At 59.9% G+C, this 18,171-nt stretch carries 17 protein-coding genes and 1 pseudogene; 7 read left to right on the top strand and 11 right to left on the bottom strand.

Annotated features, from left to right (window positions below):
• Nucleotides 1-9: 9 nt before the first annotated feature.
• From AWB69_RS09135 to AWB69_RS09115, 5 genes and pseudogenes are all read right to left on the bottom strand, one after another.
• Nucleotides 10-594, bottom strand: a complete 585-nt coding sequence (locus tag AWB69_RS09135) for an LOG family protein (RefSeq protein ID WP_062084564.1) — start codon at nucleotides 592-594, stop codon at nucleotides 10-12.
• Complete coding sequence (locus AWB69_RS09130; RefSeq protein WP_062084563.1) at nucleotides 594-1,310, bottom strand: TetR/AcrR family transcriptional regulator; 717 nt, start codon at nucleotides 1,308-1,310, stop codon at nucleotides 594-596. Before AWB69_RS09130 ends, AWB69_RS09135 begins: the two co-directional genes overlap by 1 nt.
• 210 nt (nucleotides 1,311-1,520) lie before the next feature.
• Nucleotides 1,521-2,018 carry a diacylglycerol kinase gene (locus AWB69_RS09125; RefSeq protein ID WP_075583369.1) on the bottom strand — a complete coding sequence of 166 codons (498 nt, stop codon included), beginning with the start codon at nucleotides 2,016-2,018 and terminating at the stop codon, nucleotides 1,521-1,523.
• A 340-nt stretch (nucleotides 2,019-2,358) separates the two neighbouring features.
• Nucleotides 2,359-3,390 (bottom strand): glycosyltransferase family 4 protein, encoded by a 1,032-nt coding sequence (locus AWB69_RS09120; protein WP_062084561.1) that lies wholly within the window; start codon nucleotides 3,388-3,390, stop codon nucleotides 2,359-2,361.
• A 38-nt stretch (nucleotides 3,391-3,428) separates the two neighbouring features.
• Nucleotides 3,429-4,220: pseudogene (locus AWB69_RS09115) on the bottom strand (UDP-2,3-diacylglucosamine diphosphatase); the annotation flags it as partial.
• 683 nt (nucleotides 4,221-4,903) lie between these two features.
• Here AWB69_RS09115 and AWB69_RS09110 point away from each other — a divergent pair.
• Nucleotides 4,904-5,611: a class I SAM-dependent methyltransferase gene (locus AWB69_RS09110; RefSeq protein ID WP_062084557.1), complete on the top strand. Its 708-nt coding sequence runs from the start codon at nucleotides 4,904-4,906 to the stop codon at nucleotides 5,609-5,611.
• A gap of 121 nt (nucleotides 5,612-5,732) precedes the next feature.
• Here AWB69_RS09110 and AWB69_RS09105 read toward each other — a convergent pair whose 3' ends face one another.
• Genes AWB69_RS09105 through AWB69_RS09090 form a run of 4 tightly spaced genes read right to left on the bottom strand, consistent with a single transcriptional unit; the run spans nucleotide 5,733 to nucleotide 8,027 of the window.
• Nucleotides 5,733-6,218: an RDD family protein gene (locus AWB69_RS09105; protein WP_269447472.1), complete on the bottom strand. Its 486-nt coding sequence runs from the start codon at nucleotides 6,216-6,218 to the stop codon at nucleotides 5,733-5,735.
• A gap of 46 nt (nucleotides 6,219-6,264) precedes the next feature.
• Nucleotides 6,265-7,008, bottom strand: a complete 744-nt coding sequence (locus AWB69_RS09100; protein WP_062084553.1) for a DUF3106 domain-containing protein — start codon at nucleotides 7,006-7,008, stop codon at nucleotides 6,265-6,267.
• An 18-nt stretch (nucleotides 7,009-7,026) separates the two neighbouring features.
• A complete protein-coding gene (locus AWB69_RS09095; protein ID WP_062084551.1) occupies nucleotides 7,027-7,467 on the bottom strand; it encodes a DUF3619 family protein in 441 nt (146 codons plus the stop codon).
• A complete protein-coding gene (locus AWB69_RS09090) occupies nucleotides 7,464-8,027 on the bottom strand; it encodes an RNA polymerase sigma factor (RefSeq protein ID WP_062084548.1) in 564 nt (187 codons plus the stop codon). The genes AWB69_RS09095 and AWB69_RS09090 overlap by 4 nt, the downstream gene beginning before the upstream one ends.
• A 385-nt stretch (nucleotides 8,028-8,412) precedes the next feature.
• On the opposite strand from AWB69_RS09090, the gene AWB69_RS09085 reads away from it, so the two are divergent.
• The 6 genes from AWB69_RS09085 to AWB69_RS09055 all read left to right on the top strand — a co-directional run bounded on the left by AWB69_RS09085 (nucleotide 8,413) and on the right by AWB69_RS09055 (nucleotide 15,480).
• A complete protein-coding gene (locus tag AWB69_RS09085; RefSeq protein ID WP_062084546.1) occupies nucleotides 8,413-10,176 on the top strand; it encodes an acetolactate synthase 3 catalytic subunit in 1,764 nt (587 codons plus the stop codon).
• A 112-nt stretch (nucleotides 10,177-10,288) separates the two neighbouring features.
• Nucleotides 10,289-10,780: an acetolactate synthase small subunit gene (gene ilvN, locus AWB69_RS09080; protein ID WP_047844600.1), complete on the top strand. Its 492-nt coding sequence runs from the start codon at nucleotides 10,289-10,291 to the stop codon at nucleotides 10,778-10,780.
• A gap of 77 nt (nucleotides 10,781-10,857) precedes the next feature.
• Complete coding sequence (ilvC, locus tag AWB69_RS09075; RefSeq protein ID WP_062084544.1) at nucleotides 10,858-11,874, top strand: ketol-acid reductoisomerase; 1,017 nt, start codon at nucleotides 10,858-10,860, stop codon at nucleotides 11,872-11,874.
• A gap of 136 nt (nucleotides 11,875-12,010) precedes the next feature.
• The gene (locus AWB69_RS09070) at nucleotides 12,011-12,655 is read left to right on the top strand and encodes a phosphatidylserine decarboxylase (protein WP_062084542.1); all 645 of its coding nucleotides are present in this window, start codon (nucleotides 12,011-12,013) and stop codon (nucleotides 12,653-12,655) included.
• A 59-nt stretch (nucleotides 12,656-12,714) separates the two neighbouring features.
• A complete protein-coding gene (gene pssA, locus AWB69_RS09065; protein ID WP_062084540.1) occupies nucleotides 12,715-13,581 on the top strand; it encodes a CDP-diacylglycerol--serine O-phosphatidyltransferase in 867 nt (288 codons plus the stop codon).
• Nucleotides 13,582-13,932: 351 nt separating this feature from the next.
• Nucleotides 13,933-15,480: a 2-isopropylmalate synthase gene (locus AWB69_RS09055; RefSeq protein WP_062084535.1), complete on the top strand. Its 1,548-nt coding sequence runs from the start codon at nucleotides 13,933-13,935 to the stop codon at nucleotides 15,478-15,480.
• Nucleotides 15,481-15,564: 84 nt separating this feature from the next.
• Here AWB69_RS09055 and AWB69_RS09050 read toward each other — a convergent pair whose 3' ends face one another.
• Together AWB69_RS09050 and AWB69_RS09045 are read right to left on the bottom strand one after the other, a co-directional pair.
• The gene (locus tag AWB69_RS09050) at nucleotides 15,565-17,133 is read right to left on the bottom strand and encodes a SulP family inorganic anion transporter (RefSeq protein ID WP_062084533.1); all 1,569 of its coding nucleotides are present in this window, start codon (nucleotides 17,131-17,133) and stop codon (nucleotides 15,565-15,567) included.
• A gap of 81 nt (nucleotides 17,134-17,214) precedes the next feature.
• A complete protein-coding gene (locus AWB69_RS09045) occupies nucleotides 17,215-17,937 on the bottom strand; it encodes a carbonic anhydrase (protein ID WP_082913318.1) in 723 nt (240 codons plus the stop codon).
• Between the last annotated feature and the right edge of the window lie 234 nt (nucleotides 17,938-18,171).

Below are 18,171 nucleotides of genomic sequence, written 5' to 3'. Positions count from 1 at the left end.
ATTCCCCGTTTAAACAGCGTCGCGTTTCTCTGGCCAGCGGTCGACCAGCGGCGGTTTATACGCGGTGAGCGCTTCGATCAGCTTCACGGGATCGGCGTTGACTTGCAGCATGCCGAGGAACGGCGCGCGCATGAAACCTTCTTCCACCGTATGGCGCAGCATCGCGAGCAGCGGATCGTAATACCCGTCCACGTTCAGCAGCGCGACCGGCTTCTCGTGATACCGGAGTTGAGCCCACGTGTAGGCCTCGAACAGCTCTTCGAACGTACCGACACCGCCGGGCATCGATACAAACGCATCGGAGAGATCGGCCATTTTCTTCTTGCGCTGATGCATGTCGGGCACGACGTACAGATCCGTCAGACCTTTATGGCCGACTTCCTTGGTCATCAGCAATTCGGGGATCACGCCGATGGCGCGGCCACCAAGCGAGAGCACTTCGTCGGCGATGGTGCCCATCAACCCCACGCTCCCGCCGCCGTAGACCAGCGCGAGATCCGCTTCCACCAACGCGCGGCCGAACGCTTTTGCCGCTTCGGCATAGACCGGTCTGGCCCCATTGGCGGAGCCGCAATATACGCAGACAGCTTTCATTAAATAGATTCCTTAGGTGCGCCGTCTTCCTTCGGCGCGCGGTAATCGGCAAAGACGCGTTCCGGCATTTTCCCCGACACGAGGTCGTCGAAAATCTGCCGTGATCGCCCGCGTAGATACGGCGCCATCACCGAAATGATTTGCAGACTTGCCTGATGCAATTCCGCGCGGATCGTCTCCTGCTCGTTGTATTTGCGCGGGTTCATGACGAACTGGTACGACAGCCAGTACGTTGCAATCACGCCCATGTTGGTCGCCATCACCTTGATTTCTGCTGGCGTTGCTACCATTTCGTTATCGGCGACCAGTCCCTCGCACAGGGCCTGTGCGAAGTTGACCTTGTGCGTGATGATTTGTTTGAAATGTGTTTCCAGCGTCCGGTTGCGTGCGAGCAAGTCGTTCAGATCGCGATACAAAAACCGGTACTGCCACAGGAAATCCGCCATGTACTGCAGGTACGACCACATCTCGTCAATCGTCGGACGATGGTCCTCAGGAAAGCGCAGCCGCTTTTCGATCTGCTGTTCGAATTGCGCGAAAATGCTGTTGATGATGTCGTCTTTGTTGCGGAAATGGTAGTACAGGTTACCTGGACTGATCTCCATCTCTTCGGCAATGGTGGTCGTCGTGACGTTCGGTTCCCCGATATCGTTGAACAGCTTCAGCGACAGTTCGAGAATCCGTTCACGGGTGCGGCGGGGAGGTTTTGCTTCCATGTCGTCCGGACCTGGTTGACCGGTTCCGGGTGAGGGCGGCCGGGTGCGGCCTGCGTGACAATCTGGGCGACAGCGTCACGATCCCGGAAAACGGTGGGTATCTTGGATATCGGACGATTATAAACGGCTGAGCAGGGGCCGGGTCTGCGCGAGCGGCGGCGGCGGGGCGCCGCGGCGCGTTAAATCTCGCTCAGGCGCGTTCAGGCGCGTTTAAAACAGCATCAGGGCCCAGCGCCAGAGCAGCGGGCCGACAATCAGGCCCCATGTGAGCACGCACACCAGCAGGGCGACCATGACCGCCGCGCTGCCGAAATCCTTCGCCCGTTTGGAGAGTTCGTGCCGCTCCAGCGAAATCCGGTCAATAGCCGCTTCCACGCTCGAGTTCAGCAATTCCACCATCAGCACCAGCAGCACCGATGCGAGCAGCGCCGCGCGTTCAACCGGCGAGACCGGCACGAAGATGCCGCAGGGCACCAGGATTGCCGCGAGCGTCAGCTCCTGGCGGAACGCGCTTTCTTCGCGGATCGCCACGCGAAAGCCGTTCAGCGAGTTTTTCATCGCGTGCCAGGCGCGGGTCAGACCGCGGTTGCCCTTGTAGGGATTGAACGGCAACGGAGCGAGCGGATCGTCGGCGCTCAAGGGTTCGCTGGGATGCGGCGTGGCCTCGATGTCGTCGTCTTCGTTGCTGAAGGGTTCCCGGTGGATCAAGAGCAGGGATTTCGCTTGCACTGAAGGTTTGGCTTTCACATTGCGCTTCTTTGAAACTTGCTGTGGTTGTGCTGACGCACGCTCCGAGTCACGCTCAAAGCCGCTCCGCGGGGCGGGGATGACTCGCGGATGACTTCTCCAGCGACCGCTCTGCAGAAGTTACCAGGGGCGAGTCCGCCGGCGGCTTGTTGCAGCTGCGGGCGGCCACATCGCCTCGTTGCCTTCCGTGGCCGGTGGATCTCGAACCGCACAGCGCGTTCTGATACCCGCCACATTGCGCCGGGAGCCACGCGGCATTCAATCATGCCGCTGTCCCGGCTAAAGCCAGATTAAAGCCAGATTACGCCGTTGCCTGCTTCTGCGTAGCGCCGCGAGTCGCAAGCGGCTTCAGATTCGACGCGAATTGCTCCGATGCCGCCCGCCACGAGAACTTCTCCGCCCAAGCACGGGCATCGGCGCGTTCAATCTTGAGTGCCCGCAAGCACGCTTCGCGCAGGTCTTCGTCGAGCGCACCCGGGCCATCGGTACCGAGCACATCGATCGGACCCGTCACCGGGTACGCTGCGACCGGCGTGCCGCATGCCATTGCTTCGAGGAGCACGAGACCGAATGTGTCCGTGCGGCTCGGGAACACGAACACGTCAGCTGCTGCGTAGACTTTCGCCAGCTCCCCCTGCGACAGTACACCAAGATAATTCGCGTTCGGATAGCGCGATTTCAGTTCGGCCAACGCCGGGCCTTCACCTGCCACCCACTTCGATCCCGGCAGATCGAGCTTCAGGAAAGCCTCGACGTTCTTCTCGACCGCAACACGCCCGACATACAGAAAAATGGGCCGCGTCGTATTCAGGACCTTCGAGTCCATCGGTTGAAAGATATCCAGATCCACGCCGCGTGTCCACAGCACCACGTTCGTAAAACCGAACTTTTCCAGGTCGTTCTTGACCACCGGCGTGGGCGCCATCACCGCTTGCGAGGGCTTGTGGAACCAGTGCAGGAACTTGTAGGTCGCGGCGAGCGGAATGTGAAACCGCGCCTGAACGTATTCAGGAAAGCGCGTGTGATACGCGGTCGTGAACGGCAGTTTGTTGCGCACTGCGAACGAGCGCGCGGCCATGCCGAGCGGACCTTCCGTTGCAATATGCAGCGCATCCGGCGCAAATTCCTCTATGCGCTGGGCGACGCGGCGGCGCGGCAGCAGCGACAGGCGAATCTCGGGATAAGTCGGGCACGCGATGGTCCTGAATTCGAGCGGCGTCAGCAATTCCACGCGATGTCCCAGCGCAGTCAGTTCGCGGCTGGTGCTTTTCAACGTGCGCACGACGCCATTGACTTGCGGCTCCCATGCGTCCGTAACGATCATGATTTTCATTCGATGGCCTCGATAAGTGAAAGCGCGCAGACGGTTGATCAGGCAGTTGCCCCGGCCTTTTGCGAATGGTGTTCAGGGGAGCGCAGGACGGTCCAGTAAATGATCTTCAGCTCGCCTTCGAATGTCTCGACAAGCGCCGACAGGCTTTCGACCCAGTCGCCGTCGTTGCAGTACAGGACACCGTCGATATCGCGGATTTCAGCTTTATGGATGTGACCGCAGACAACGCCGTCGCAGCCGCGGCGGCGCGCTTCGTCGGTCATCACGTGTTCGAACTTCGAGATGAAGTTCACCGCGTTCTTGACCTGATGCTTGAGGTATTGCGAGAGCGACCAGTAGTTCAGGCCGAAGCGGCTGCGCACCCGGTTGAACCAGCGGTTGAGCAGCAGGATCAGCGTGTAGAGCGTGTCGCCGAGATAAGCGAGCCACTTCGCGTGCTGGATGACACCGTCGAAAAGATCGCCGTGCACGATCCACAGGCGCTTGCCTGCGAGCGTGGTGTGGAAGGCTTCGCTGCGCACGTGGATGTCGCCGAAAGCGAGGTCGCAGAACTGCCGCGCGGCTTCGTCGTGATTGCCGGGAATGTAGACCACCTGCGTGCCTTTGCGGGCTTTGCGCAGCACTTTCTGGATCACGTCGTTGTGCGCTTGCGGCCAGAACCAGCCTTTGCGCAGTTGCCATCCGTCGATGATGTCGCCGACCAGGTACAGGTACTCGGAATCGTTGTGGCGGAGAAAATCGAGGAGATAGCGCGCCTGGCAGCCCCCGGAGCCGAGATGGATATCGGACAGCCAGATGGTGCGGTAGCGATGATCGGCGGGGCCGTCGTCGGAGCGGGAGGGCGGCTCGGAAATCGTCTGGGGAGCGTGGCCGGCGCCGGCGGAGCCGGGAGGAGGGGGTGGCGCGACGTCGGTGCGAAACGCGATGGCTTCGGCGTCGCGGAGGGTAGTGCCTAGGAGGTGACTCGCAGACGATTTGGTAGCCATGGGCACGCGCAACGGGTTGCAGTGGGGCCATTGCGCCATGCGCACGTGACGGAGCCATGACAGTCACGAAAACTTCTTATTACTAAGTGTTGCTATACGGGTACAGCGGGTGCGAAGAACGAGAAAACCGGGGGCATGGCGGCACCTTCGATGCAGTTTTCGGAACGCATCCAAAGCCGATGCAATGAGCCTCACCGACACTCGCATGCGATGAGATCACGCGAGGCTCACGAGCCGCTATCTTGTGCGGGATCGGACGTGTTGCGCGTCGCAGGTCGAGGTTGGTATGGACCAACATACTTGTGCACAGCGAAGCCACGGCCGGGCGACCCGCGATCATCTCCTCCGAGGTAAGTCGATCATGCATGGATCGCTCTTGCCCGGACGTGCTCCATCGCCGAAAAAGTACGTTGCCTGGTGAACTCGTACGGGCCGCTTGTCGTGTTGGCATCGCCTATACTTCGTATTTACATTGGAATCCTATGCAAACAGATAGTGGAACAATAGGGCCTGTCATTCGAATGTCGATGTGCAAAATATGCAACGAACCGGCGCCTCTCTACGGCGTCACCGACTTCAACAAGAGTTGCGAAGAGCGTCGTGGACGCTACCTGCCGCTCACCGGTGTGCCGGTCTATTACCACCGATGCGATGCCTGCGGCCTCATCTTTACCCGCGCGTTCGACCACTGGAGCAAAGCCGAGTATCTGCAACACATTTATAACGATGACTACGTGCTGGTCGACCCTGACTACATTGATTCACGGCCTGCCGGCAATGCTGCTTTCATTCTCGATTTCATCAAGAAAGGTCACGCGTTGAGATGTCTCGACTATGGCGGGGGCAATGGCACGCTCACGTCGTTATTGCGCGAGGGCGGGGCGGACGGACACAGCTGGGACCCGATGGATGAAGAGGGCGTAGCGCCGTTCGGCACATTCGATTTCATCAGCGCATTCGAGGTCCTGGAGCACACGCCCGAACCGTTGGCGACGGTTCAGGAAGCGCTTGAGTTGCTGGACGAGCGCGGAGTGTTTTTGTTTTCGACGTTGACGATCGATCACGTGTTGCCACGGGGAATGGACAACTGGTACATCGCGCCTCGCAACGGCCATATCACGCTTTACACGCGACGATCATTGCAGACTATGTTTGGCGGATTGGGCTATCGGATTCATCACTTCAATGACAACCTGCATATGGCGCTGAAGGAAGATCCGGCGTGGCTGATTTAAACCCGGGGAGAGTATCGGGGAGTGGTCCGGCGACCAGCATGACGATTCAGATGCCTGAGGTATTCCTGTGCCGCTGCCATGAGCGGCGGCGTTGACCTGAAGTAAGCCGGAGAACGCCGGCCTAAGCCGCCGGTGGTACCGCGCTCACGATCCGCGTTCCGGCCAGCCGGTCATGCAGAAACTGTCGCGCCGGGTCGAGCCAGACCGCGGCGCCCCAGAGCACGATCCATACGGCGGTCACCACAAGCGTGGTCGGAACGGAAAGCTTGAGCAGCGGGTGCAGCGCCAGCGGCGGCAAGAACCACAACCACGCAAACACATAGCGCGCGATGGCGCGTGCAGTCGAAACCGGCGCTCCATGCGCATCGACTACTTTCAGGCGCCAGGTTTTCATGGGCAGGGTTTGCCCGCCATGCGTCCAGAAGTAGACGAAATAAGCCGCAAGCACGAACCCGATCCATGCCATCAAAATATTATGGTGGGTGAGCCCGTTGCGTTGCTGGGTGAGCGTACTGAACAAATACCCGGCGATAAAAACGATCCCGAACAGGATCACGCCTTCGTAGAGCATCGTAGCCAGCCGGCGACGCAGCCGGGGCGCGGTCAATCCGGAAGACTCGACAGATTCCAAAGGGGAGGCGCTCACGGTTTGGCTATGACCCGTTGAAAACGGACGGCGCCTGCTGCGGCGAAACGGGAATCGGCGTGGCCGGCACAAAGCTGGCGGCACTTGGGATGGCGGGCGCGGCAGGCGCGCCAGCAGAAGCCGATGCCCCGATTTCACCAGCCGCTTCGGAAGCACGCGCATGTTCCCGGTCGGTCATCAGCCGGTCGATATCCTTGACTTCGGTTTTGCCGGAAGGCGGCGCGCTGACAACGGTCGGGCGGCGAGGGCGCTCGGTGGCGGCGAGCTTTTTCTTCTGATCTTCCGGGAGTTTTTGATACGCGTCCCAGGCGCGTTCCCGCTTCTCAACGGGGACGGACTTTGAGACCTGATAGTTTTCGCGGGCCACCTTACGCTGATCCGGGGTCATGCGGATCCATTCGGTCATGCGTTCATGAAGGCGTTTTTGCGCATCGGGCGACATCTTCTTGTATCGCGACGCTATCTTGATCCAATTGCGCTTACGTTCCTCGCTGAACTGATCCCATTCCGAGGCAAACGGCGCCAGCGCGACACGTTGAGCGTCGGTGAGCCGGGCCCAGGCCATGGGGCTTGGCGGGGAGGCGAGCGAAGAAAGCGGAGACAGGACTTCTCCCGTGCTCGCCCCGAGCGGGGCGGCAGCAGCGGGTACCGCCGAAGCGGACGAGTAAAAACGCGGATAGGTGGCGGCAAACGCGACAAGTCCCGCAATTGCGCATCCAAAGACAATCGCGAGGCCGCGCTTGTAACTCACCCGATGACTCCTGCAGTCTTAATGATTGCGCGTCAGGTACGCGTTGAAACCGTGGTCGAGATAGGCGTCGAGCGGGAGATTGTCGCTGAGCATGGCCGCGTCGATATCGGCGAGTTCCGCGGTGCGCTGCTGGTCCTCCCAATAAGCGATGCCGGCCAATCCGACCACAAGTGCGAGCAGCGGCCACGCCAGCGCGAGGCGCGAGAAGCGGCCGCGTTTACCCGCGTGACCAGACCCGGCGGCGCCCAGGGAGCCGGCCGCACCCGCGCCGGCGAGCGAAGGCGCGAAAACCGGTGCCGCGACGGCGACCTTTTCCGGTTTCTTGCGTGCGATCGCCGTCCGGCGAGCCGCCGCCAGCTTGTCGAGCGAGGCGGCGGGCAGCGAATTGATGTTTTCGTCGAGCGCGCGGCGTACCTTCAGCGCGAACTCGGTTTCCTTGTGATCGAGAGCGTTGCTCATAGCGTGATTCCTTTCGCCTTCAGCGCATGTGCCAGCGCGTGCGTGGCCCGCGAGCAATGTGTTTTTACGCTGCCTTCGGAGCAGCCCATTGCAGCGGCGGTTTCGGCGACGTCCATATCCTCCCAGTAACGCATGAGAAACGCTTCCCGTTGACGTGCTGGTAGTTTCTGGATCTCCGCGTCGATCAGGTTGAGCACCTGTTCACGCTCGAGCCGGCTTTCGCTGCTTTCCGCACCGACCGTGCCGTCCTGTGATTCGAAGGTCTCGAGAGGGTCGAATTCGTCGTCGTCAGCGTTGCCGAACGAGGAAAACAGGCTTACCCACGTATTTCGGACTTTCTGCCGGCGAAAGTAGTCGTGCGTTGCATTTTGCAGGATACGCTGAAACAAAAGGGGCAACTCGGGCTGAGGCCGGTCGCCGTATTTTTCGGCGAGCTTGATCATCGCATCCTGAACGATGTCGAGCGCCGCATCGTCGTCGCGTACGGTGTACACCGTCTGCTTAAACGCGCGTCTTTCGACGCCCGCCAGAAAATCGGCGAGTTCCTTGTCTGATGCCATCCGTGAGGCCCGGCGCAACGAGCGTGCGTCGATAAGGGTTGGTGAGAGGTTTAAAACCTGCGGATGCTAGCAAACTTTTGAGTGAACAGCGAGGAAATGCGCCGCTGTTACAGGCTGAAACACGGAGTTTTCTTCAGTATTTCGGATAAATCCGAGCCTTTAGAGCGCGATTTCGGCGTGCTTCAGGGGGATATTGTGCAATTTTTGCTTGACGAGCTTTATGGCCTCGGGCTATCGTTTCCGACTCGCATCATAAAGTGAACTGTCTCTTTGAGGCGAGCCCAAGAAGCCCGCTTCCCATTTAGACGCGCCGCTTGAACCCGAGCCATAAGCCCGGCAGAGAGCACCCAATCAATTTTTTGCCGAAAATTCGAAAGGTGAATGTATGAATATGCCCAGCGCGGAATTCTCCACGTCGGATACGACTCCCTCCCTCGAAGCTGAATCCATTGGCGGCACCGTGCTCATGCGCGCGCTCGCTGACGAAAAAGTCGAGTTCATTTGGGGCTATCCCGGCGGCTCGGTACTCTATATCTACGACGAGTTGTACAAGCAGGACGAGATCCAGCACATTCTCGTGCGCCACGAACAGGCCGCGGTTCATGCCGCCGACGCCTACGCGCGCTCCACGGGTAATGTCGGCGTGTGCCTCGTGACCTCCGGCCCCGGCGTCACCAATGCGGTGACCGGTATTGCCACCGCCTACATGGATTCCATCCCGCTCGTCATTATCAGCGGCCAGGTTCCCACCGCGGCAATCGGCCAGGATGCGTTCCAGGAGTGCGACACGGTCGGCATCACGCGTCCCTGCGTCAAACACAATTTCCTCGTCAAAGACGTGCGCGACCTCGCCGCGACCGTCAAGAAAGCGTTTTATATCGCCCGTACGGGACGTCCCGGCCCGGTGCTGATCGACATTCCGAAAGACGTGTCGAAGACGCCGTGCAAGTACGAACCGCTCAAGTCGGTGTCGCTGCGTTCGTACAATCCGGTGACCAAAGGCCATTCCGGCCAGATCCGCAAGGCCGTGCAGTTGCTGCTCTCGGCGAAGCGTCCGTACATTTATACGGGCGGCGGCATCATTTTGGCGAATGCGGCGCGTGAGTTGAACCAGTTCGCCGACCTGCTCGGTTATCCGGTGACGAACACGCTGATGGGCCTGGGCGGTTATCGCGCGGACAACAAGAAATTCCTCGGCATGCTCGGCATGCACGGCACGTACGAAGCCAACATGGCCATGCAGCACTGCGACGTGCTGATCGCGATCGGCGCGCGTTTCGACGACCGTGTGATCGGCGATCCGGAGCATTTCGCGTCGCATGCGAAGAAGATCATTCACATCGACATCGATCCGTCGTCCATTTCCAAGCGCGTGAAAGTCGATATCCCCATTGTCGGCGACGTGAAGGAAGTGCTGAAGGAGTTGATCGAACAGCTGCAGACGGCCGAACACGGTCCGGACACCGTGGCGCTGGCCGACTGGTGGAAGGACATTGAAGCGTGGCGCTCGAAGGACTGCCTCAAGTTCGACCGCGAAAGCCAGATCATCAAGCCGCAATACGTGGTCGAAAAGGCATGGGAACTGACCGACGGCGAAGCGTTCGTCTGTTCGGATGTTGGCCAGCATCAAATGTGGGCGGCGCAGTTCTACCGCTTCAACAAGCCGCGTCGATGGATCAATTCGGGTGGTCTCGGCACCATGGGCTTCGGCCTGCCGGCGGCCATGGGCGTGAAGATGGCGCACCCGGACGACGAGGTGCTGTGCATCACGGGCGAAGGCTCGATCCAGATGTGCATCCAGGAATTGTCGACGTGCAAGCAGTACAACACGCCGATCAAGATCATTTCGCTCAACAACCGCTATCTCGGCATGGTTCGCCAGTGGCAGCAGATCGAATACAAGAAGCGCTATTCCAGTTCGTATATGGACGCGCTGCCTGACTTCGTGAAGCTGGCTGAGGCTTATGGCCACGTGGGCATGCGTATCGAACACACGCGTGATGTTGAACCGGCGCTGAAGGAAGCACTGCGCCTGAAGGATCGCACGGTGTTCCTCGACTTCCAGACAGATCCCACCGAAAACGTATTTCCGATGGTCCAGGCAGGCAAGGGCATCACGGAAATGCTGCTCGGATCGGAAGATCTATAACGGCTGTTTTCCCTAGCGCGGCTCACGCGCGCCCGTCTCCACAAAAGACGATCGTGGCGCGTGAGTTTTGCGGGAACACGCTTATTCACTGGATAAATCAGGAACGTGAATCATGAGACATATTATTTCCGTGCTGCTGGAAAACGAACCGGGCGCGTTATCGCGCGTCGTCGGCCTCTTTTCCGCACGCGGCTACAACATTGAAACCTTGACGGTGGCGCCGACCGAAGACAGTTCGCTGTCGCGGCTGACCATCGTTTCCATTGGCTCGGATGACGTGATCGAACAGATCACAAAGCACCTGAACCGCCTGATCGAGGTGGTGAAAGTGGTCGACCTGACAGAGGGCGCCCACATCGAGCGCGAGCTGATGCTGATCAAGGTGAGAGCGGTCGGTAAGGAACGGGAAGAGATGAAACGGATGGCGGACATCTTCCGCGGCCGCATTATCGACGTCACCGAAAAAAGCTACACGATGGAACTGACGGGCGCGAGCGACAAGCTTGACGCATTTATTCAGGGGCTGGACGCAACGGCGATTCTCGAGACCGTGCGTACAGGCAGTTCCGGCATTGGCCGGGGCGAGCGGATCCTGAAGGTCTGAGAGCGGCTGAACAACGCGAACGTTGAACGTTATTTCGCACCCAATTTCACAAATTAAATTCAAGCAAAGGAACCACCATGAAAGTTTTCTACGACAAAGACGCCGATCTCTCCCTCATCAAGGGCAAGCAAGTCACGATCATCGGCTATGGCTCGCAAGGCCATGCACACGCGCTGAACCTGAAGGACAGCGGTGTGAACGTGACGGTCGGCCTGCGCAAGAATGGCGCATCGTGGAGCAAGGCTGAAAAGGCCGGACTGAAGGTCAAGGAAGTGGCCGAAGCCGTAAAGGGCGCTGACGTGGTCATGATGCTGCTGCCGGACGAGCAGATCGCCGAAGTCTACAAGAACGAAGTGCACGACAACGCCAAGGAAGGCGCTGCGCTGGCATTCGCGCACGGTTTCAACGTGCACTACGGCCAGGTCATCCCGCGTGCCGACCTCGACGTGATCATGATCGCCCCGAAGGCGCCGGGTCACACGGTGCGTGGCACGTACGCCCAGGGCGGCGGCGTTCCCCACCTGATCGCAGTGGCGCAGGACAAGTCGGGCTCGGCACGCGACGTGGCTTTGTCGTATGCGGTGGCTAACGGCGGCGGCCGTGCCGGCATTATCGAAACGAACTTCCGCGAAGAAACGGAAACTGACTTGTTCGGCGAGCAAGCTGTGCTGTGCGGCGGTACGGTCGACCTGATCAAGGCCGGCTTCGAAACGCTGGTGGAAGCAGGCTACGCGCCGGAAATGGCTTACTTCGAATGCCTGCACGAACTGAAGCTGATCGTCGACCTGATCTATGAAGGCGGTATCGCCAACATGAACTACTCGATCTCGAACAACGCCGAATACGGCGAATATGTGACGGGTCCGAAGATCGTGACGGCTGAAACGAAGAAGGCAATGAAGCAAGTGCTGACGGACATCCAGACCGGCGAGTACGCAAAGAGCTTCATCATCGAAAACAAGGCCGGCGCGCCGACGCTGCAATCGCGTCGCCGCCTGACGGCTGAGCACCAGATCGAAACGGTCGGTGCCAAGCTGCGTGCGATGATGCCGTGGATTGCGGCAAACAAGCTGGTTGATCAGTCGAAGAACTAAGCAGCCTCAGAACTAAAGAAGCTGAACGACCGGCCATGTGCGCCGGTCCTAGTGAAGACCGCAAGCCGTCCGGTGTCGCTTGGCGCCGGACGGCTTTTGCTATCCTACGGTTTTACTAAAAACATAGAACTCGTTCATGAACTATCCACATCCGATCATCGCGCGTGAAGGCTGGCCGTTTATTGCCATTGCGGCTGTCATTGCCGTGTTGATCCAGGCCATCGGCGGCTTTGGTTTTGCCTGGCCGTTCTGGCTACTGACGATCTTCGTCGTCCAGTTTTTCCGTGACCCGGCCCGGCCGATTCCCGTTCAGGCGAACGCCGTGTTGTGTCCGGCCGACGGTCGTATTGTCGCGGTGGAAACCGCTCACGATCCCTACGCGGGCCGCGAAGCGCTGAAGATCAGCGTGTTCATGAACGTGTTCAATGTCCATTCGCAGCGTTCGCCGGTAGATGGCGCCATCAGCAAGGTCGAGTACTTTCCGGGTTCGTATCTCAACGCCGCCGTTGACAAGGCTTCGACCGAGAACGAACGTAATGCGATCGTGATCCAGACCGCTGCGGGGCATACGGTGACCTCGGTGCAGATCGCCGGACTGATTGCGCGGCGCATCCTGTGCTATGTCCACGTGGGCGAGCCGCTTAACCGGGGCCAGCGTTATGGTTTCATCCGCTTCGGATCGCGGGTCGATGTGTATTTGCCGGTGGGCAGCCGTCCGCGGGTGGCTATTGGCGAGAAAGTGTCGGCCTCGTCCACCATCCTTGCCGAGTTCGCAGAGTAATCAGCCGGAGAATCGGCACAAGTAGAGCGGTAAAACCAGGCTGCACAACGGAGGACTCGATGGCGGCACTCAAACCGCGCCGGACGCGAAGCACGACAACACCCCCGCGGGCTTTTCGCCGCAACAAGGCGGCGCAGGACATCGGCGTGCTGGAAACTCGGCGTGCGAAGCGGCAACAGTTTTTGAGGAAGCGCGGCATTTATTTGCTGCCCAACGCGTTCACCACGGCCGCGTTGTTCTGCGGCTTTTTCGCCGTCGTGCAGGCCATGAACGTGCGCTTTGAGATCGCGGCCATAGCAATCTTCGTGGCAATGGTGCTGGACGGCATGGATGGCCGTGTCGCGCGCATGACGCATACGCAGAGCGCGTTCGGCGAGCAGTTCGACAGCCTTTCCGACATGGTCTCGTTTGGTGTCGCCCCGGCGCTGGTGATGTACGAGTGGATCCTGAAGGACTTGGGTCGCTGGGGCTGGCTCGCGGCATTCGTCTATTGCTCGGGTGCGGCATTGCGTCTCGCGCGCTTCAATACGAATGTAGGCGTAGTGGACAAACGCTATTTCCAGGGCCTGCCGAGCCCTGCCGCGGCGGCGTTGATCGCTGGTTTCGTGTGGCTCGCCACGGACAACCGCGTGCCGCTGAAGCTGGTCTGGCTGCCGTGGGTGGCGTTCGCGCTGACCATCTATGCCGGTGTCACCATGGTGTCAAACGCACCGTTCTACAGTGGCAAGGCGCTCGACGTGCGGTTCCGCGTTCCGTTCGCCGGCGTGTTGCTGGTGGTGGTGGCGTTCGTGCTGGTATCGTCGGATCCGCCTTTGATGTTGTTCGGCTTGTTCGTGTTGTACGGTTTCTCCGGTTACGCGTGGTGGGGGTACATGGCCATGCGCGGCCGGCCGAATCCGGCCAGGTCGTCTGAAAAACCGCATTGAAAGCACAGCGCGCATTGGCTTGAACCCGGTGCGCGCCGTTTGCTTTTGGGCGTCTTATGGCCCCAAACCCGGCGGATGACATCAATCGGATCGATCGGAAAGCCCAATTGCACGCTCTCAAAAATCTCGTTATAGTCTGCAAATGATTTTTTTCACCCATCCCCTCTCGTCTTTCCTAGCTGGTGCGCCGCTACGCGCGCTACCGCTACTAGCGCGCCTGCCGCGCTAAGCTTCCCGCCTCCCGTCTGCTCGTTCGTGGTTTTCGACGCCAGCGGTGGCGCGAACACCCGGATTCCGTATTGTTTTTCCCCACCGTTTTCAAAACTCTGAAACTCCCCACTGGAGCCCGACATGGCAGACAAACTGATCATTTTCGACACGACCTTGCGCGATGGCGAGCAATCCCCCGGCGCGTCGATGACAAAGGAAGAGAAGATCCGGATCGCGAAGGCGCTCGAGCGGATGAAGGTCGATGTGATCGAAGCAGGCTTCGCTGCCAGCTCGAACGGCGATTTTGACGCGATCCACACCATTGCCGGCCTGGTCAAGGACAGCACGATCTGCTCGCTCGCCCGCGCCAACGATAAAGACATCCAGCGTGCCGCCGACGCCCTGAAGCCCGCCGATCACTTCCGCATCCATACGTTCATTGCCACGTCGGCGCTGCATATGGAAAAGAAGCTGCGCATGAGCGCGGATCAGGTCTACGAACAGGCGCGTCTCGCCGTGCGTTTCGCGCGCAAGTTCACCGACGACGTTGAATTTTCGCCGGAAGACGGCAGCCGTTCGGATCTCGATTTCCTGTGCCGGGTGCTGGAAGCGGTGATTGCCGAAGGCGCGACCATTATCAATATCCCCGATACCGTCGGCTACGCCGTGCCGGAAGGCTACGGCAACCTGATCAAGACTATCCGCGAACGGGTGCCGAATTCGGACAAGGCGGTCTGGTCCGTGCATTGTCACGATGACCTCGGCATGGCGGTGGCTAATTCGCTGGCCGGCGTGCATATCGGTGGCGCGCGTCAGATTGAATGCACCATCAACGGCCTGGGCGAGCGCGCGGGTAACACGGCGCTGGAAGAAGTCGTGATGGCGATGAAAACGCGCAAGGATTACTACGGGCTGGAACTGGGTATCGATACAACGCATATCGTGCCGACCTCGAAGCTCGTCTCGCAGATCACCGGTTTTGTCGTGCAGCCCAACAAGGCTGTTGTCGGTGCGAACGCGTTTGCGCATGCGTCCGGCATTCACCAGGATGGCGTGCTCAAGGCGCGCGATACCTACGAAATCATGCGCGCCGAAGACGTGGGCTGGTCGACCAACAAGATCGTGCTCGGCAAGTTGTCCGGCCGCAATGCGTTCAAGCAACGCCTGGAAGATCTGGGCGTGACGCTGGAATCGGAAACGGATGTGAACGCCGCGTTCGTACGTTTCAAGGAACTCGCCGATCGTAAATCCGAGATCTTCGATGAAGACATCATGGCGATCGTCTCCGAAGAATCAGCGGAAATGCAGGCCAAGGAAACGTTCCGCTTCGTCTCGCTGGCTCAGCACTCGGAAACGGGCGAGCAGCCGCATGCACGCGTGGTGTTTGCCGTCGACGGTATTGAAGTGCAGGGTGAATCGCGTGGCAATGGCCCGGTCGATGCCACGCTGCACGCGATCGAATCGAAGGTGACGAGCGGCGCCGAACTGGTGCTGTATTCGGTGAACGCGATTACCACCGGTACGCAGGCTCAGGGCGAAGTGACCGTGCGCCTGTCGAAGAGCGGCCGGATTGTGAACGGCGTGGGCACGGATCCGGACATTGTGGCGGCGTCGGCGAAGGCCTATCTTGCGGCGCTCAACAAGCTGCATTCGAAGGTCGAGAAGCTGAATCCGCAGCTTTCGAATTGATTCGATTGATGAAGCGCGTACCTGGCGCTTCATCGGTTTAAAAACGGCTCTCGCCACAAGCGAGGGCCGTTTTTCATGGCACTTTCACTTGATGGACGCCCGTCTGAAGAACGCCAAATGTTGCTGCAAACCCGGCCGTTCCCGCGCCACGCGCTCAAGCTGGCGGCATTCCACATGAATGCCGCGTTCGGGCGCATCGACGATGAATTTATCGATTAGTTCGCGCACGTCCGGATCGACGAAATCGGCACGGCTTGCGTCCACGATTACCGTCGCGTTGTCCGGAATTTGCCTCAGGTGATGCTTGAGCGACACCTTGCCGAGAAACGAGACGTCCTTGCGAAACGACAGCAGGAAGTGGTCGCCATGCTGCGCGATGGTGATCGGCCGTTGCAGATTCGCGTGAATCGCGAGCCCGATACTGCACGCAATACCCAGCAGGATGCCGATCAGCAGATCGGTCGTGAGCACGCCCACAATCGTCACGATGAACGGCGCAAAGCGCTCGAATCCCTGCTTCGCAACCGCCGCGAACAACGAAGGTTTCGCCAGCTTAAGTCCGGTAAAAATCAGGATGGCGGCGAGACAGGCGAGTGGAATCAGATTGATCACGGCGGTCAGCGCGAACACACTCGCGAGCAGCAGGGCCCCATGCACGACGGCAGACCAGCGGCTCTGCGCACCCGCGTGGACATTGGCGGAGCTACGGACAATGACCGAGGTAATCGGCAACGCGCCGATCGCGCCCGCCATCATGTTGCCGATACCCTGCGCCTTGAGTTCCCGATCCGGGTGAGCAGAACGCTTCTTCGGGTCGATCTGCTCAACGGCTTCGAGGCTCAGCAAGGTCTCCAGGCTTGCGACGATGGCAAGCGTCATCGCGAGGCGCCAGACATCGGGATTGATGAGTTGTCCGAAGTCAGGCCAGTCGAACGCGGCGTTCAATGCAGCAAGCGAAGCGAGCGACGGCAGCAACACGCGATGCTCCGCCGGCGGCGCGAAGCCTGGCGCGGCAAAGTCCAGCGCCAGCGTGATCGCAATGCCGAGCAAAACCACCGCCAGCGGCGCGGGCAACGCGCGCACCAGCGTAAAGCGGCGCATCGCTTTCGTTTCCCAGGCCGCCAGTATGGCGAGCGAGAGCACGGCGACGGCGCACGCGGCGAGCGACATCGCGCCGAACGGCGTATCGAACGTGCCCGGGGTTTGCGCGGCAACATGAGCGCCGCCGTTGGCAAAACCGGCCGCAAGCGGTATCTGCTTGATGATCAGCAACAAGCCGATAGCCGCGAGCATGCCCTTGATGACCGATGAGGGTACATAAGCGGCGAAGCGCCCGGCCTTCAGCATGCCGAAGCCGAACTGGATCACGCCTGCGAGCATGACCGCCATCAGGAAGGTTGAAAAACTCCCGAGCTTGACAATGCCGTCTACAACGATGACGACCAGTCCGGCCGCCGGTCCGCTTACGCTCAGGTGCGAGCCGCTCAGCAGCGCGACGACCAGCCCGCCGATAATGCCGGACAGCAAGCCGGCAAACGGCTCGACGCCGGACGCGTTGGCGATGCCGAGGCATAGCGGCATGGCGACAAGGAAGACGACAGTGCCCGCGAACAGATCACGCGGGAAAGTTGCAAACGTTTCACGTAGGGTCATGGGCTTTTTCGGGCGTGAGTTAGTCCATGCGATGCCCGGGAGGCATCGCACGGTGAAGGGTTGAAACGTGGGATTGAACGGCTAGTTGCGGGAGCTTTCGATCACGCGCTGGACTGCGCTAGGCGCCGGCACGGGTTCTGCCGGTTTTGCGGGTTTTACTATTCCCGCCGCCACAATTGATGGAGTGGCGGGCTCGCCCCCGGTATCGGCATCGGCGGGATCTCCGGACGAAAGCACCTTGATACGGCCATCGCGCAGACCGAAGATCCAGCCGTGAACGCGCGGCGGGCGTTCGGCATCACGCACGATGGGTGTGTCGCGTAGCGCACGCACTTGTTGAAGCACGCTCAGTTCCGCCAGCCGGTCGATGCGTGAATCCAACGCGCCGATCGCGTCGAGTTCGCCGCTGTGCTCACGCGCCAGCGCACACAGCGGGGCAATGCGCCGGTTCACGTGGGGCAGGGCGTCGGACAACGGCAGCAACGACGCTCGCACGCCGCCGCAGCCGTAGTGACCGCACACGATCACGTCGTCCACTTTCAGCACGCTCACCGCGTATTCGAGGACGCTCATGGTGTTGTCGTCGTCGGGTGAAAAGAGGTTCGCGATGTTGCGATGGACGAATAAATCTCCGGGCTTCGAGTGCGTGATGGTTTCGGCCGGCACGCGGCTGTCCGAGCACCCAAGCCAGAGCACCGTCGGACTTTGGCCCTGGGCCAGGGTTTCGAAGAAATCCGGGTCGCTGGCGGCAATTTCAGCCGCCCAGCCGACGTTTTCAACCAGCATGCGTTTGGGTCGATTCATGGGTATCAGCTCCAAAAGCGTAACGAGAGGCACAACACTGCAACGGCCAAATTATCGCCGGGAATGTATTTCCGGCGTCATCGCGGCGCCGCGAGAAACCTTACGAATAACTTTCTATTAAAAGATCCGGGCAGTCCAGTCATAAAAAAATGCCGCATTTTTCGAGCGGCATTTTTTTTCGTCGACAAAAAATTTCTTCGGTGCTTGATCAGGTGAAATCAGGCGAAAGGCGAA

Origin of the sequence: Caballeronia udeis (assembly GCF_001544555.2) — a bacterium.
Taxonomy (GTDB): domain Bacteria; phylum Pseudomonadota; class Gammaproteobacteria; order Burkholderiales; family Burkholderiaceae; genus Caballeronia; species Caballeronia udeis.
This window is presented reverse-complemented; position numbering and strand designations above follow the sequence as displayed.